The organism is Nocardia sp. CA-151230 (assembly GCF_050942175.1).
Classification (GTDB): Bacteria; Actinomycetota; Actinomycetes; order Mycobacteriales; family Mycobacteriaceae; genus Nocardia.
Map to the genome: position 1 here is coordinate 3,257,578 of NZ_CP192061.1, position 14,933 is coordinate 3,272,510.

A 14,933-nucleotide genomic window follows, 5' to 3' on the forward strand; every position below is an offset into this window, starting at 1 on the left:
GTCGGCCGGTCAGGCGGCTGCGGGCTCGGAGTCGAGGTACTCCTCACGGATCTGCTTCGGCCCGAACGGCCAGGTCTTCTCCACCCGCGACCAGAGCAGGAAGGCCGCGATACCCAGGGCGGTCCAGGCCAGTGACCACTCGATCGGGTGTACGCCCGGATTCGCCTTGTCGGCGTACCCGTAGATGACCGCCCAGCCGATGGCCGCCACGACCGCCGGCAGCGGATACAGCAGCATCCTGTAGGGCCGTGCGAGCCCGGGCTGCCGTCGCCGCAAGACGGCTACGGCCGCGATCTGCGCGAAGGCCTGCACGATCACCATGACCGTGGTCAGCAGTGAGATCAGCACCGCCAGTGGCGGATGGGTGGCCGAGGTGCCCACATGCCGGGCGAAGACGAACCCGGCCGCGGTGATCGCACCCATCACGATCAGCCCGAGCATCGGGAACTCGTGTTCGGGGTGCAGCCGTCCGAAGGATCGGAAGAACACCCCGTCGCGGGCGGCGTCGAACGGTACGCGCGAGCCGCCGAGCAGCCCGGCGAAGACCGAGGCGAAGGCGGTGACGAGAATCAGCACGGTCACCACATCGGCGGCTCCCTTTCCGAAGGTCTTCTCCAGCACCGCCGACGCAACCGATTGTGAAGCAACGTTGTTCGGGTCGAGTATGTCGTGCCAGTCGATGACGCCGAGCACACCGATCTGCATGCCGAGATAGATGACCATGACCGCGAGCACCGCGTAGATGATCGAGCGGGGGAGGACCCGCCCCGGGTTCTTCAGCTCCGCACCGATATACGCGGTGGTGTTGTAGCCCAGGTAGTCGTAGATGCCGATGGTGAGCCCGGAGGCGAAGCCCAGCCAGAAGCCGCCGCGTCCGAAATCGATGGCATGGTCGGGCCAGGTGAATGCCATGCTCGGATGAAAGTGGGTGAACGCGGCCAGGATCACCGCGGCCACCGACACGATCATGACCGCCCACATCACCACGGTGATGCGGCCGATGGAATCCACCCGCCGCCACAGCAGCGCAACGACCAGCGCCACCACCGCGAGCCCGACGATGTCACCCTGCCCGGTGGTCATGGACGGCCACAGATAGGTCAGGTACTGCACCAGTCCCTGCACGCCGGTCGACATGATCAGCGGAATGAAAAGGATTGCGGTCCAGACGAACAGGAACGGCATGAGCCGTCCGGTGCGGTACTGGAACGCCTCACGCAGATACACATAGGTGCCGCCCGCGCCCGGCATGGCCGCGCCGAGTTCGGCCCAGATCAGGCCGTCGGCCAGCGCCAGGACCGCGCCGGCGACGAATCCGATGACGGCGTGCGGCCCGCCGAAGGCCGCGACCATGAGGGGGATGGTGACGAAGGGTCCGATGCCGACCATCTGGCTCATATTGATGGTCGTGGCCTGGAACAGGCCGATTCTTCGGGGGAGGGTGCGGGGGCCGGTCATGGCTGCCTCCGGGTCGCGCAGGGGAGGGCGTATGGGTTTTGTAAAGTTAAATTCCTTTACTATCGGAGTCAAGGGCTGCGGCCGATTGTTTACAGTCGGCTCGATGACGCATCAGGATCGGACGGTCATGGACGAACTCCCTTGGAACAGGCAGCGTTTGCGCAGCAACAACGAGTGGTTGCTGCTCGAGCAGCTGCGCACCGCCGGACCCAGCTCGCGCGCCCAGCTCGCCCGTGACACCGGACTGTCCAAGCCCACCGTGTCCAGCGCCCTTGCCGCGCTGCAGGAGCACGGGCTGGTGCGGGAGGTCGGGACGATCGTCCCCGAGCGCGGACGGACGGCGGTGCTGTACGAACCGGATCCGAGCGCGGGCTACGTGCTCGGCATCGATATCGGCCGCGCGTTCCTGCGGACCGCCGTGGCCGATCTGTCGGGAAAAGTACTGTCCCGCATCGATATTCCGAACCGCGCGCGCACCGCCACCGCCCTCGCCCGGACGACGGCCGGGGCCGTGCGCGAAACCCTGGGCGACGCCGCGATTCCCGTGGACCGCATCGTCCACACCGTCCTCGGCAGCCCCGGCGTCTTCGATCCGCAGGACGGCCGCATGCACTACGCCGTCAACCTGCCCGGCTGGGGCCGCGCGGGCCTGCTCGACGAATTACGCGACGCTCTCGGCGTTTCCGAGCTGTCCGTCCACAATGACGCCAATCTCGCCGCTCTCGGCGAGTACGCCCACGGCGGCGGCCGCGGCAGCCGCCTGTTCGTCTACGTCCTCATCGGCACCGGCCTCGGCGTCGGAATCGTCTCCCAGGGCGAGCTCTTCGCCGGCGCCCACGGCGCGGCCGGTGAAGTCGGCTTCCTTCCCGCCGCTTTCGGCGATCCTGCCGCCGGGGTCTCCCGGCGCGGCGCCCTCGAGGAGGCCGTCACCGCCGACGCGGTGGTCCGCGCCGCCCGTGCCCGCGGCATGACCGGCCGCCTCACCGCCAAGCGCGTCTTCGATGCCGCCCGCGCCGGTGACGCGATCGCCACCGAGGTGGTCCGCCAGGAAGGCGAACGCATCGCCCTGGTGGTGGCCGCCGTCACCGCGGTCCTCGACCCCGATGTCATCGTCGTCGGCGGCGGCCTCGGCCGCAGCGCCGACCTACTGCTCGACCAGGTCCGCGCGGCGTTGCAACGGACGACCCCGCTGCGCCCCACCGTTCGTCCGAGCGAACTGGGCGACGACGCCGTGCTGCTCGGCGCCATCGCCACCGCCCTGCGCACCGCCCGCCCCTTGGTCTTCGACCGCAGAACCCCGAACAGCCACTGACGCCGGACTGCTCCGGCGGCCCGATCGTGAACCTGGCCACAGGGTGACCGGGCTCGCATAGCTGCGGGCTTGCCGGTTGGTCTGGATGTTTCGGGTTCGGGCTGGTCGCGGCGTGTCCCGAAGGGCACGCTGACGCGGGTTGCGGAGAGGGGTGCGCGGTCAACGGTGTGTAAGCGCGCTGGTAGGGTGACCGCTCGAAAGACATCCTTTAACGGACCGTCCCGTGAGGCGGGGAAGGAGGTCGGCATGGCTGTGCCCGAAGACCGGGCGGCCAAGTCGAGCGCTGCCGAGTTCTCGCAGCGGCACGACCCGGACCGGGTCCAGACCGGACGCGAGCTGCTCTCGGATTCGGATGTGAGCCGGACCGTCGCGCGCATGGCGCACCAGATCATCGAGAAGACGGCTCTGGACTCCGGCGACCCCCAGGTTGCTCGCGTGGTGCTGATCGGAATCCCCACCCGCGGAACCACTCTCGCCCATCGCCTGGCCGGGCGGATCGAGGAATTCTCCGGCGTCCGCCCTGCGATCGGCTCCCTGGACATCACCCTGTACCGCGACGACCTGCGCTCCAAGCCGCACCGTCCGCTCGAGCGCACCTCGGTGCCCGAGGGTGGCATCGAGGACGCGCTGGTGGTGCTGGTCGACGATGTGCTGTTCTCCGGCCGCACCGTGCGCTCCGCGCTGGACGGCCTGCGCGATCTGGGCCGCCCCCGCGCGGTGCAGCTGGCGGTGCTCATCGATCGCGGTCACCGCGAACTCCCCATCCGCGCCGACTATGTCGGCAAGAACGTTCCCACCGCCCGCACCGAGGACATCTCGGTGCTGCTGCGCGAGCACGACGGACGCGACGGTGTCTACCTGCGTCAGGAAGGTGACAACCAGTGAAGCACCTGCTGTCGGTCACCGACCTGGACCGGGACGCCGCCACCGGCCTGCTCGACGAGGCCGAGCGGTTCGAGCAGGCGCTGCTGGGCCGGGAGGTCAAGAAGCTGCCGACACTGCGCGGGCGCACGGTCATGACCGTGTTCTTCGAGAACTCCACCCGCACCCGCGTGTCCTTCGAGGTCGCGGGCAAGTGGATGAGCGCCGACGTCATCAATGTCAGCGCGTCGAGTTCTTCGGTCTCCAAGGGCGAGTCGCTGCGCGACACCGCGCTGACCCTGCACGCGGCGGGCGCGGACGCGCTCATCGTGCGGCACCCGGCGTCGGGCGCGGCCCATCAGATCGCGCGCTGGTTCGCCGAGATGGACGAGGCCGCAAGCGGTTACGCCGGTCCCGGCCCCTCGATCATCAATGCCGGTGACGGCATGCACGAGCACCCGACCCAGGCGCTGCTGGACGCGCTGACCCTGCGTCAGCGCCTCGGCGACCTGGAGGGCAAGCGGGTCGTGCTGGTCGGCGACATCCTGCACAGCCGGGTGGCGCGCTCGAATGCGTTCCTGCTCAACACGCTCGGTGCGGAGGTCGTACTGGTCGCGCCGCGCACGCTGCTGCCGGTGGGCGTGGAAGCCTGGCCGGTGCGGGTCTCGGATTCCCTCGATGCCGAGCTGCCGGGCGCGGACGCGGTCATGATGCTGCGCGTGCAGGCCGAGCGCATGAACGGCGGCTTCTTCCCGTCGGCGCGCGAGTACTCGATCCGCTACGGCCTCAACGAGCGCCGCATGAAGATGCTCGACGAGCACGCGGTGGTGCTGCACCCCGGACCCATGCTGCGCGGCATGGAGATCGGCTTCTCCGTCGCCGATTCCCCGAAAGCGGCTGTGCTGCAACAGGTCAACAACGGAGTCCATATGCGCATGGCGGTGCTGTTCCGCCTGCTGGTCGGAACCGACGAGGTGGTCGCGTGATCGGGTCGGGCCCGGAGGCGGCAGCCTGCGTAACCACGGAGGGCCCCCGATCGCGCAGAAAGGAGACGGCATGAGCGTCCTGATCAAGAATGTCCTTCTCTACGGCGAAGGTGACCCGGTCGAGGTGTTGCTGGCCGACGGTGAGATCCGCGAGATCGGCGCGGGCCTGACCGCCCCGGACGCCGAGATCGTCGACGGCAAGGGCCAGTACCTGCTGCCGGGCTTCATCGACCTGCACACCCACCTGCGCGAGCCGGGCCGCGAGGACACCGAGACCATCGAATCCGGTTCCGCCGCAGCGGCTCTGGGCGGCTACACCGCGGTGTTCGCCATGGCCAACACCAGCCCGGTCGCCGACACCGCGGTCATCACCGACCACGTGTGGAAGCGCGGCCAGGAGGTCGGCCTGGTCGACGTGCACCCGGTGGGCGCGGTCACCGTCGGGCTCGAGGGCAAGCAGCTCGCCGAAATGGGCACCATGGCCGCCGGAGTCGGCGGGGTGCGCATGTTCTCCGACGACGGCCAGTGCGTCTACGACCCGCTGATCATGCGCCGCGCGCTGGAGTACGCGAACTCCCTGGGCGTGCTCATCGCCCAGCACGCCGAGGAGCCGCGTCTGACCAAGGGCGCGGTCGCGCACGAGGGTCCGACCGCCTCCCGCCTGGGCCTGGCGGGCTGGCCGCGCGCCGCCGAGGAGTCCATCGTGGCCCGCGACGCGCTGCTGGCCCGCGATGCCGGTGCCCGCGTGCACATCTGCCACGCCTCCACCGCCGGCACCGTCGAACTGCTGAAATGGGCCAAGGCCCAGGGTATTTCGATCACCGCCGAGGTGACCCCGCACCACCTGCTGCTCGACGACTCGCGCCTGGAGACCTACGACGCGGTGAACCGGGTGAACCCGCCGCTGCGCGAGGCCTCGGACGTGGCCGCGCTGCGGCAGGCCCTGGCCGAGGGCGTCATCGACTGCGTCGCCACCGACCACGCCCCGCACGCCGACCAGGACAAGTGCTGCGAGTTCGCGGCCGCCCGTCCCGGCATGCTGGGCCTGGAGACGGCGCTGTCGATCATCGTGGAGACCATGGTCAAGCCCGGACTGCTCGACTGGCGCGGTGTCGCGATGGTGATGAGCGAGAACCCGGCGCGGATCGTGGGCCTGGACGATCAGGGCCGGCCGCTCGCGGTCGGCGAACCCGCCAACCTGGTGCTGATCGACCCGGCCGCCGAATGGACGGTCGAGGCCGCTGAACTGGCCTCGATCTCCCGCAACACGCCCTTCCAGGCGATGACCCTGCCCGCGAAGGTGACCGCCACCTTCCTGCGCGGCCGGCTCACCGCCCGGGACGGCAAGATCGTCGCCGGTTAGCGGCGGGTGGGGAACCCGGGAATGAGTGGTCAGGGGCCGGATGTGGAAGCTTGCGTAACCACGCAGGCCCGCCGCTCATTCCAAAATGAACACGGAGGACCGTAATGGAGCGAACGCTGCAAGTACTGGTGATGCTGGTGCTGTTCGCGCTGTGCCTGTGGCTGATGTACCGGGCCTGGACCAAGAGGGCCGTGCGGCAGGCATCCGTGATCGGCGATCTGCCGCCGGTGCCCGCCGACTGCGGCGCGCAGCTGCTGGAGCCGACCACGGGGCTCTACCTCGGCAGCACCCTCGCCCCCAGCTGGATTCAGCGAATCACGGTGGGCGACCTGGGTTTCCGCGCCACGGCGGAACTCACGCGATTCGAGCGCGGCATCCTGCTGGAGCGGGACGGCGCGGCGACGATCTGGATTCCCCAGGAATCCATAACCGCGGTGCGCGCCGAGCGCGGGCACGCGGGCAAGGTAATGACGGAAGACGGTGTGCTGGTGATTCGCTGGACATTGCCGACCGGGACCGAGGTGGATACCGGTTTCCGTGGCGATGACAAAGCGGTGTACCCGGCATGGACCGCAGCAGCTACGAAGACGGGAGACGAGGCATGAGCAGCGGAAATACTGCCGTGATGGTGCTCGAGGACGGCCGCGTGTTCCGCGGGACGACCTTCGGCGCCGTCGGGCAGACCTTGGGTGAGGCGGTGTTCTGTACCGCCATGACGGGCTATCAGGAGACCCTCACCGACCCCAGCTACGACCGCCAGATCGTGGTGGCCACCGCGCCGCAGATCGGCAACACCGGCTGGAACGACGAGGACGACGAGTCCTCGAAGATCTGGGTCGCCGGCTACGCCGTGCGCGACCCCGCGCGCCGCGCCTCCAACTGGCGCGCCACCCGCACCCTGCAGGACGAGCTGGAGAACCAGAACGTCGTCGGCATCGCGGGCATCGACACCCGGGCCCTGGTGCGGCACCTGCGCACCCGCGGTTCCATGAAGGCGGGCATCTTCTCCGGTGAGTCGCTCACCGAGTACGAGGACATGCTCGACAAGGTCAACGGCCAGCAGTCCATGCTGGGCGCGGACCTGGCCGGTGAGGTCTCCACCGACGAGATGTACACCGTCGACCCGATCGGCGAGCACCGCTTCACGGTGGTCGCGGTGGACCTGGGCATCAAGTCCAACACCCCGCGCATGTTCGCCCAGCGCGGCATGCGGGTGCACGTGGTGCCGTCCAACGTCACCTTCGACCAGATCAAGGAACTGAACCCGAACGGTGTGTTCCTGTCCAACGGCCCGGGCGACCCGGCCACCCAGGACGCCATGGTGGCGCTCACCCAGCAGGTGCTGGGCGAGGACATCCCGCTGTTCGGCATCTGCTTCGGCAACCAGATCCTGGGCCGCGCCTTCGGGCGCAAGACCTACAAGATGAAGTTCGGCCACCGCGGCATCAATGTGCCGGTCGTCGAGCATCATTCGGGCCGCATCTCGATCACCGCGCAGAACCACGGCTTCGCCCTGGAGGGCGAGCGCGGCGAGGTCTTCGACACCCCGTTCGGCAAGGCCGAGGTCAGCCACGTCTGCGCCAACGACGGTGTCGTCGAAGGCGTGCAGCTGGTGAGCGGCCGCGCCTTCTCCGTCCAGTACCACCCCGAGGCCGCGGCCGGACCCCACGACGCCGCCTACCTGTTCGACCGTTTCGCCATGCTGATGGAAGGAGCCTGATGCCACGCCGCACCGATCTCAACCACATCCTGGTGATCGGCTCGGGCCCGATCGTCATCGGCCAGGCTTGCGAGTTCGACTACTCGGGAACCCAGGCGTGTCGCGTCCTGAAGTCCGAGGGCCTGCGCGTGTCGCTGGTGAACTCCAACCCGGCGACCATCATGACCGACCCGGAGTTCGCCGACTCGACCTACGTCGAGCCGATCACCTGGGAGTTCGTCGAGAAGGTCATCGCCAAGGAGCGTCCCGACGCGATCCTGGCGACCCTGGGCGGCCAGACCGCGCTCAATTGCGCTGTCGCCCTGCACGAGAACGGCATCCTGGACAAGTACAACGTCGAGCTGATCGGCGCCGACTTCGAGGCCATTCAGCGCGGTGAGGACCGCCAGAAGTTCAAGGACATCGTCGCCAAGGTCGGCGGCGAGTCGGCGCGCTCCAAGGTCTGCTTCACCATGGACGAGGTCCGCGAAACCGTTGCGGAACTGGGCTTCCCGGTGGTCGTGCGCCCGTCGTTCACCATGGGCGGCCTGGGCTCGGGCATGGCCTTCAACCACGACGACCTCGATCGCATCGCCGGCGGCGGCCTGGCCGCCTCGCCCACCGCGAACGTGCTCATCGAGGAATCCATCCTGGGCTGGAAGGAATTCGAGCTCGAACTCATGCGTGACGGCAAGGACAATGTCGTCATCGTCTGCTCGATCGAGAACGTGGACCCGATGGGCGTGCACACCGGTGACTCGGTCACCGTCGCCCCGGCCATGACCCTCACCGACCGCGAATACCAGAAGATGCGCGATCTGGGCATCGCCATCCTGCGCGAGGTCGGCGTCGACACCGGCGGCTGCAACATCCAGTTCGCGGTGGACCCGCGCGACGGCCGCCTGATCGTCATCGAGATGAACCCGCGTGTGTCGCGCTCGTCGGCGCTGGCGTCCAAGGCGACGGGTTTCCCGATCGCCAAGATCGCCGCCAAGCTGGCCATCGGCTACACCCTCGACGAGATCCTCAACGACATCACCGGCGAGACCCCGGCCTGCTTCGAGCCGACCCTCGACTATGTCGTGGTCAAGGCCCCGCGCTTCGCTTTCGAGAAGTTCCCGGGCGCCGACCCGACGCTGACCACCACCATGAAGTCGGTCGGCGAGGCGATGTCCATGGGCCGCAACTTCTCCGAGGCCCTGGGCAAGGTGCTGCGCTCGCTCGAGACCAAGGCCGCGGGCTTCTGGACCCGGCCCGACGGTGAGTGGACCGACGTGCAGGCCATCCTGGACGACCTGAAGGTTCCGACCGAGGGCCGCATCTACCAGGTGGAGCGCGCGCTGCGCCTGGGCGCGAGCATCGAGGACGTGGCCGCCGCCTCCGGCATCGACCCGTGGTTCGTGGCCGAGGTCGCGGGCCTGGTGGAGCTGCGCCAGGAGATCATCGACGCCCCCGTGCTGGACGAGCCGCTGCTGCGCACGGCCAAGCACTACGGCCTCTCCGATCGCCAGATCGCCTCGCTGCGACCGGAACTCGCCGGTGAGGGCGGCGTGCGCGAGCTGCGCCACCGCCTCGGCATCCGCCCGGTGTTCAAGACCGTCGACACCTGCGCCGCCGAGTTCGAGGCCAAGACCCCGTACCACTACTCGGCCTACGAGCTGGATCCCGCCGCGGAATCCGAAGTGGCGCCGCAGAAGGAGCGCGAGAAGGTCATCATCCTCGGCTCCGGCCCGAACCGCATCGGCCAGGGCATCGAGTTCGACTACTCGTGTGTGCACGCGGCGCAGACGCTGTCGGCCGCCGGGTTCGAGACCATCATGGTCAACTGCAACCCGGAGACGGTGTCGACCGACTACGACACCGCCGACCGCCTCTACTTCGAGCCGCTCACCTTCGAGGACGTGCTCGAGGTGTACCACGCCGAGACCGAGTCCGGCACTGTCGCGGGCGTCATCTGCCAGCTGGGTGGCCAGACCCCGCTGAGCCTGGCCCAGCGCCTCACCGACGCGGGCGTGCCCGTGGTCGGCACGTCGGCCGCGGCCATCGACCTGGCCGAGGATCGTGGCGAGTTCGGCGATGTCCTTCTGGCAGCAGGGCTTCCGGCTCCCAAGTACGGCACCGCCACCACCTTCCCGCAGGCCAAGAAGATCGCCAACGAGATCGGCTACCCGGTGCTGGTGCGCCCGTCCTACGTGCTGGGCGGCCGCGGCATGGAGATCGTCTACGACGAGAAGTCCCTCGAGGACTACATCTCCCGCGCCACCGAGATCACCCCGGACCACCCGGTGCTGGTCGACCGGTTCCTGGAAGACGCCATCGAGATCGACGTCGACGCCCTGTGCGACGGCGAGGAGGTCTACCTGGGCGGCGTCATGGAGCACATCGAGGAGGCCGGTATCCACTCCGGTGACTCGGCGTGCGCCCTGCCGCCGATCACCCTGGGCCGCAGCGATATCGAGGCCGTGCGCCGTTCGACCGCCGCGCTCGCCAAGGGCATCGGCGTCAAGGGCCTGCTGAACGTGCAGTACGCGCTCAAGGACGACGTGCTCTACGTCCTCGAGGCCAACCCGCGCGCCAGCCGCACCGTGCCGTTCGTCTCCAAGGCGACCGCGGTGCCGCTGGCCAAGGCCGCGGCGCGAATCGCGCTCGGCGCCACCATCGCCGAGCTGCGCAAGGAGGGCCTGCTCCCGGCCGAGGGCGACGGCGGCTACGCGCCGATCGACGCCCCGGTCGCGGTCAAGGAGGCCGTGCTCCCGTTCCACCGCTTCCGCCGCCCCGACGGCACCGGCGTGGATTCGCTGCTCTCCCCGGAGATGAAGTCCACCGGTGAGGTCATGGGCATCGACGCCGACTTCGGCACCGCGTTCGCCAAGTCGCAGTCGGCCGCCTACGGTTCGCTGCCGACCGAGGGCACCGCGTTCGTCTCCATCGCCAACCGCGACAAGCGCGCCATGGTGTTCCCGGTCAAGCGCCTGCACGACCTGGGCTTCCGCATCCTCGCCACCGAGGGCACCGCGGAAATGCTGCGCCGCAACGGCATTCCGTGCGATCGGGTGCGCAAGCACTCCGACGACGCGCCGGACCAGCCCAGCATCGTGGACATGATCAAGGACGGCGACGTCGACATCGTGTTCAACACCCCGTACGGCAACAACGGCCCGCGCGTGGACGGCTACGAGATCCGCACCGCCGCGGTGGGCGCGAACATCCCGTGCATCACCACCGTGCAGGGTGCGGCCGCGGCCGTGCAGGGCATCGAGGCCACCATTCGCGGCGGCATCGGCGTGCGGTCCCTGCAGGAACTCCACGCGGTGCTGCGCGGATGACGACCTTCGGTGTGCGGCTGCGGGAGTCGATGCGCGAGCACGGCCCGCTGTGCGTCGGTATCGACCCGCATCCGCCGCTGCTGCGGGACTGGGGCCTGAGCGAGGACGCCGCCGGCGTGGCGAAGTTCGCCGACGCCTGCGTGCGGGCCTTCGCGGGCCGGGTGGCACTGGTCAAACCACAGGTGGCGTTCTTCGAGACCTATGGTTCGGCCGGAATCCTGGTGCTGGAGGAGACGATTGCCGCGCTGCGGGCGGCGGGCACCCTGGTGCTGGCCGATGCCAAGCGCGGCGATATCGGCTCCACCATGGACGCCTACGCCCACGCCTGGCTCGGCGACGGCCCGCTCGGCACGGACGCGGTCACCGTCTCCCCGTACCTCGGATTCGGGTCCCTCACACCGGCTCTGGACCTCGCCGAGGCCAATGACCGGGGTGTGTTCGTGCTGGCCGCCACCTCCAACCCGGAGGCGGTGGAACTCCAGAACATCACCGGCCCCGACGGCCGCAGCATCGCCCAGCGCATGGTCGACGACGCGGCCGCCGCCAATGCCGGAGCCGAATTCGGTTCCGTCGGTGTGGTGGTCGGCGCGACCCTGGATGCGGCTCCGGACCTCGGCAAACTCAACGGCCCCATCCTCATGCCCGGCGTCGGCGCGCAGGGCGGGGGAGCGGACTCGATCCGCAAGCTGGTCCCCGCGAGCAGCCTCGGCGCGGTCCTGCCGAACGTCTCCCGCGAGGTCCTCAAGTCGGGTCCGTCGGTCGCCGCGCTGAAGCAGCGGGTCGCCGAGCTCGCCGACGAGTTCGCCTTCCTGCAGAACTGAATACGGAAGCGCCGCAGCGCCCTACCCGCCGCCGAATCGCCCCGGACGCCCCAGCGCGACCGGGGCGATTCCTGTTCAGGTCCGAGCGCGAATTTCGGAGGATATCCCTCCGGTTCCTTTCGCTCGGATACAGTGGCAGCATGTCTGCCGCGATGCCGCCCAACGAAATTCGTCATGCGCTCGTGCTCGGAGGGGGTGGCGCGGTCGGGCTGAGCTGGATGGCGGGCGTGGTCATCGCGCTGCGCGAGGCCGGAATCGACCCGGCCCTGGCCGAGCGGATCGTCGGCACCTCCGCCGGTGCGGTCGTCGGTGCCGCGCTGGCCGCCGAGGTCGATCTGAGCCTGCTGCTGCGGCGGCCCACCCCGGACTCCGACCTCCCGCCGATCCGGTTCGACCCGAACAGTTTCGGTGAGATCATGGGCATCCTCGCCACCCCCGGACTGGACCCGGACGAGGCGCGCCGCCGCGCCGGGGTCCGTGCGCTGGAGATGGCGGTCGGCGACCCGGCCGACCATATCGCCCGCATAGGCGGGTTCGTCGGCAACGCGTCCTGGCCGCAGCGCGATCTGCGGATCACCGCCATCAGCGTCACCACCGGTGCACTCCAGGTGTGGACCCCTGACGGCAAGGCCACGCTCCCCGAGGCGCTGGCCTCGAGCACATCGGTGCCCGGTGTCTTCCCGCCCATCCCGATCGACGGCGCCTACTACTTCGACGGCGGCATGCGCTCACCGATCAATGCCGACCTGGCCGCCGGCGCCGAACGCATGCTGATCATCGAACCGCTGGCCCACCTGTTCCCGCACAGCCCCACCGATCGCGAGCTGGGCGGCGCGGCAACGGCATTCATCGTCCCCGACGCCGGCGCCATCGCCGCATACGGCCCCGACCTGTTCAACGCCGCCGCCCTGGAGCCCGCCTACGAGGCGGGCCTGCGTCAGGGCGCGGAGGCGGCCCCCGGCCTGAAGGACTTCTGGCCCGCCGCCTGAATCGGGGTCCGAACGGGCCTCCGGTCCCCGCGTAGGCTGGCCGGGTGCTGTCGCTCACCGAGATCCTCACGCTGGCCGGCGTCATCGTGCTCGGCTCCATGTCGCCCGGGCCGGATTTCCTGATCGTGCTGCGGAATTCGGTGGTCTCCGGCCGTCGCGCCGGAGTCGCCAGCGCGGCCGGCATCGCGGTCGGCGTGTTCGTGTGGGCGCTGGTCACCGCGGTCGGCGTCGCCGGGCTGCTGGCCGCCTCGGCCCAGGCGTACACAGTGGTGAAGCTGGTCGGTGCGATCTACCTGGCCTACATCGGCATTCGCGCGCTGCTGGCCGCGCGGCGCGGCGACTACCGGCCCGATCCCGACGCGGCCGCGAACCGTCGCGGCGCGCTGGTCGCCTTCCGGCAGGGCCTGCTCACCAACCTGCTGAATCCGAAGTGTGCCGTGTTCTTCATCGCACTGGTGCCGCAGTTCCTGCCCGCCGATCCCTCGGCGCCGGGCACCCTCGAACTGGCCGTGGTGTGCACGATCGCCAACCTGTTCTGGTTCGTGATCCTGGCCTTCGGCGTGGGCGCGTTGCGGCACGTGTTCACCCGTCGCCGGGTGCGCCGCGCCCTCGACACCGCCATGGGCACCTTCATGGTCGGGCTGGGCCTGCGAATCGCCATGGAGAGCAACTGATTCCGTCCCGGAGCTCCTGATCCACCGCCTGCCGCCGAGCACTAGGCTCAAACCCGACCGCTCGGTAGAAAGGTGGGATTTCTCATGTCCGACGCCGGCCTCGGCCTCGTCTCCTACGGCCAAACCCGCGTCCTGGTGGACGATTTCGCGTCCAGCTATCGCTTCTATCGCGACGTCCTGGGCCTGTCCCCGAAGCAGGAGGTGCCCGGCGACGTCCCCGAATCCGACGCCGGCCCCTACGCCTGCTTCACCCTCGGCGGCCAGGACCTCGCGCTGTTCACCCGCGCCTACATGGACGCCGCGATCGGCGCCGCGCATCGCCCGCGCGACGAGATCGACACGGTCGTCGTGGTTTTGCGCGTCGCCGATGTCGACCGGGCCGTCGAGACCCTGCGCGAGCGCGGCGCCCGGATCGCCGCCGAGCCCGCCGAACAGCCCGCGTGGGGCATGCGCGTGGCGCATGTGCGCGCCCCGGAGGGCACGCTCGTGGAGCTGTGCCAGTACGACGACTGACGCGATCCTGTTCGCTGTTGGCGAACCCATCCGGCGAGCCGATCGAACGCATGTCCGTATCGCCACTCTCACGCCCGCCGCATCGCGGCGGGCGTAGTTCGTCGGTGCCGGGAGGTTTGAGCCGTCAGTGGCCGCGTGAGGGGTGGAAAACGGGCCGTTCCGATGGTGGCGTGGGCGCCCCGAACCGGCCCGACCTGCAAGGGAAGGCGTCGGAATTGCGTGTTCCGCCACTGCTCGCAGCGCCTCGGGTGACACGCGACACGCGATGCTGAATCGAACGACACGCCGAGAAATCCAAGAAAAATCCAGGTCGCGTGATTACAGGTCGGTCACGGTTTCGCGCGGGGCCCGTCCGACCTCTCCCGAGCTCTGTCAAGTCCGTGAAAAAGCCCTGGCTGCAAGGCTATTCGCGACCGTGCCGAGCGGACCTGCGGGCCCGGTCCGGCACTGCTCGCGGTGCCGCCCATCCGGCCCGGTCACGGCCCGAATCACGCGCTGACCTGGGGGGTGGGTTCGCAATCGGCAAGCGTCGTGGGTACGGTCGCTGAGACCACCGGGTTACCGGAGGTAGATCAAGCAATGAACGATGAGACGGAGGAACCGTGGCCCTTCCCCAGCTGACTGACGAGCAGCGCGCCGCTGCTTTGGAGAAGGCGGCTGCCGCTCGCCGCGCTCGGGCGGAGCTCAAGGAGCGCTTGAAGCGTGGTGGCACCGATCTGAAGACGGTCCTTGCGGACGCCGAGAAGGACGAAGTCCTCGGCAAGATGAAGGTTTCGGCGCTGCTCGAGGCCCTGCCGAAGGTTGGCAAGGTCAAGGCGGCCGAGATCATGAGCGAGCTCGAGATCGCTCCCACCCGCCGCCTGCGCGGACTGGGCGACCGGCAGCGTAAGGCGCTGCTGGCCCGGTTCGACTTCAGCGCCGAATAATCCGA

Annotated in this window: 13 protein-coding genes; 12 read left to right on the forward strand and 1 reads right to left on the reverse strand. The window is 69.2% G+C overall.

Features of this window, described 5'->3' with window-relative positions:
* Window positions 1–9: 9 nt before the first annotated feature.
* The gene (locus ACQP1O_RS14975) at window positions 10–1,458 is read right to left on the reverse strand and encodes an APC family permease (RefSeq protein ID WP_433566391.1); all 1,449 of its coding nucleotides are present in this window, start codon (window positions 1,456–1,458) and stop codon (window positions 10–12) included.
* A 103-nt stretch (window positions 1,459–1,561) separates the two neighbouring features.
* Here ACQP1O_RS14975 and ACQP1O_RS14980 point away from each other — a divergent pair, with 103 nt between their 5' ends.
* From ACQP1O_RS14980 to mihF, 12 genes are all read left to right on the forward strand, one after another.
* Window positions 1,562–2,770, forward strand: coding sequence for an ROK family protein (locus ACQP1O_RS14980; RefSeq protein WP_433566392.1), 1,209 nt, complete (start codon window positions 1,562–1,564; stop codon window positions 2,768–2,770).
* A 246-nt stretch (window positions 2,771–3,016) separates the two neighbouring features.
* Window positions 3,017–3,655: a bifunctional pyr operon transcriptional regulator/uracil phosphoribosyltransferase PyrR gene (pyrR, locus tag ACQP1O_RS14985; RefSeq protein ID WP_433566393.1), complete on the forward strand. Its 639-nt coding sequence runs from the start codon at window positions 3,017–3,019 to the stop codon at window positions 3,653–3,655.
* Window positions 3,652–4,617 carry an aspartate carbamoyltransferase catalytic subunit gene (locus tag ACQP1O_RS14990; protein ID WP_433566394.1) on the forward strand — a complete coding sequence of 322 codons (966 nt, stop codon included), beginning with the start codon at window positions 3,652–3,654 and terminating at the stop codon, window positions 4,615–4,617. The genes pyrR and ACQP1O_RS14990 overlap by 4 nt, the downstream gene beginning before the upstream one ends.
* A gap of 70 nt (window positions 4,618–4,687) precedes the next feature.
* Window positions 4,688–5,980, forward strand: a complete 1,293-nt coding sequence (locus tag ACQP1O_RS14995) for a dihydroorotase (protein WP_433566395.1) — start codon at window positions 4,688–4,690, stop codon at window positions 5,978–5,980.
* A 104-nt stretch (window positions 5,981–6,084) separates the two neighbouring features.
* Window positions 6,085–6,585, forward strand: coding sequence for a transporter (locus tag ACQP1O_RS15000; protein WP_433566396.1), 501 nt, complete (start codon window positions 6,085–6,087; stop codon window positions 6,583–6,585).
* The gene (carA, locus tag ACQP1O_RS15005; protein WP_354837406.1) at window positions 6,582–7,700 is read left to right on the forward strand and encodes a glutamine-hydrolyzing carbamoyl-phosphate synthase small subunit; all 1,119 of its coding nucleotides are present in this window, start codon (window positions 6,582–6,584) and stop codon (window positions 7,698–7,700) included. The genes ACQP1O_RS15000 and carA overlap by 4 nt, the downstream gene beginning before the upstream one ends.
* Window positions 7,700–11,005 carry a carbamoyl-phosphate synthase large subunit gene (gene carB / locus ACQP1O_RS15010; RefSeq protein WP_433566397.1) on the forward strand — a complete coding sequence of 1,102 codons (3,306 nt, stop codon included), beginning with the start codon at window positions 7,700–7,702 and terminating at the stop codon, window positions 11,003–11,005. Before carA ends, carB begins: the two co-directional genes overlap by 1 nt.
* Window positions 11,002–11,826, forward strand: a complete 825-nt coding sequence (gene pyrF, locus ACQP1O_RS15015; protein WP_433566398.1) for an orotidine-5'-phosphate decarboxylase — start codon at window positions 11,002–11,004, stop codon at window positions 11,824–11,826. The genes carB and pyrF overlap by 4 nt, the downstream gene beginning before the upstream one ends.
* Window positions 11,827–11,966: 140 nt before the next feature.
* Window positions 11,967–12,815, forward strand: a complete 849-nt coding sequence (locus ACQP1O_RS15020; protein WP_433566399.1) for a patatin-like phospholipase family protein — start codon at window positions 11,967–11,969, stop codon at window positions 12,813–12,815.
* 44 nt (window positions 12,816–12,859) lie between these two features.
* A complete protein-coding gene (locus ACQP1O_RS15025) occupies window positions 12,860–13,489 on the forward strand; it encodes a LysE family translocator (protein WP_433566400.1) in 630 nt (209 codons plus the stop codon).
* 84 nt (window positions 13,490–13,573) lie between these two features.
* Entirely contained in the window at window positions 13,574–14,002 is a 429-nt protein-coding gene (locus tag ACQP1O_RS15030; protein ID WP_433566401.1) for a VOC family protein, read from the forward strand.
* 602 nt (window positions 14,003–14,604) lie between these two features.
* Entirely contained in the window at window positions 14,605–14,928 is a 324-nt protein-coding gene (mihF, locus tag ACQP1O_RS15035) for an integration host factor, actinobacterial type (protein ID WP_033086940.1), read from the forward strand.
* Window positions 14,929–14,933: the final 5 nt, after the last annotated feature.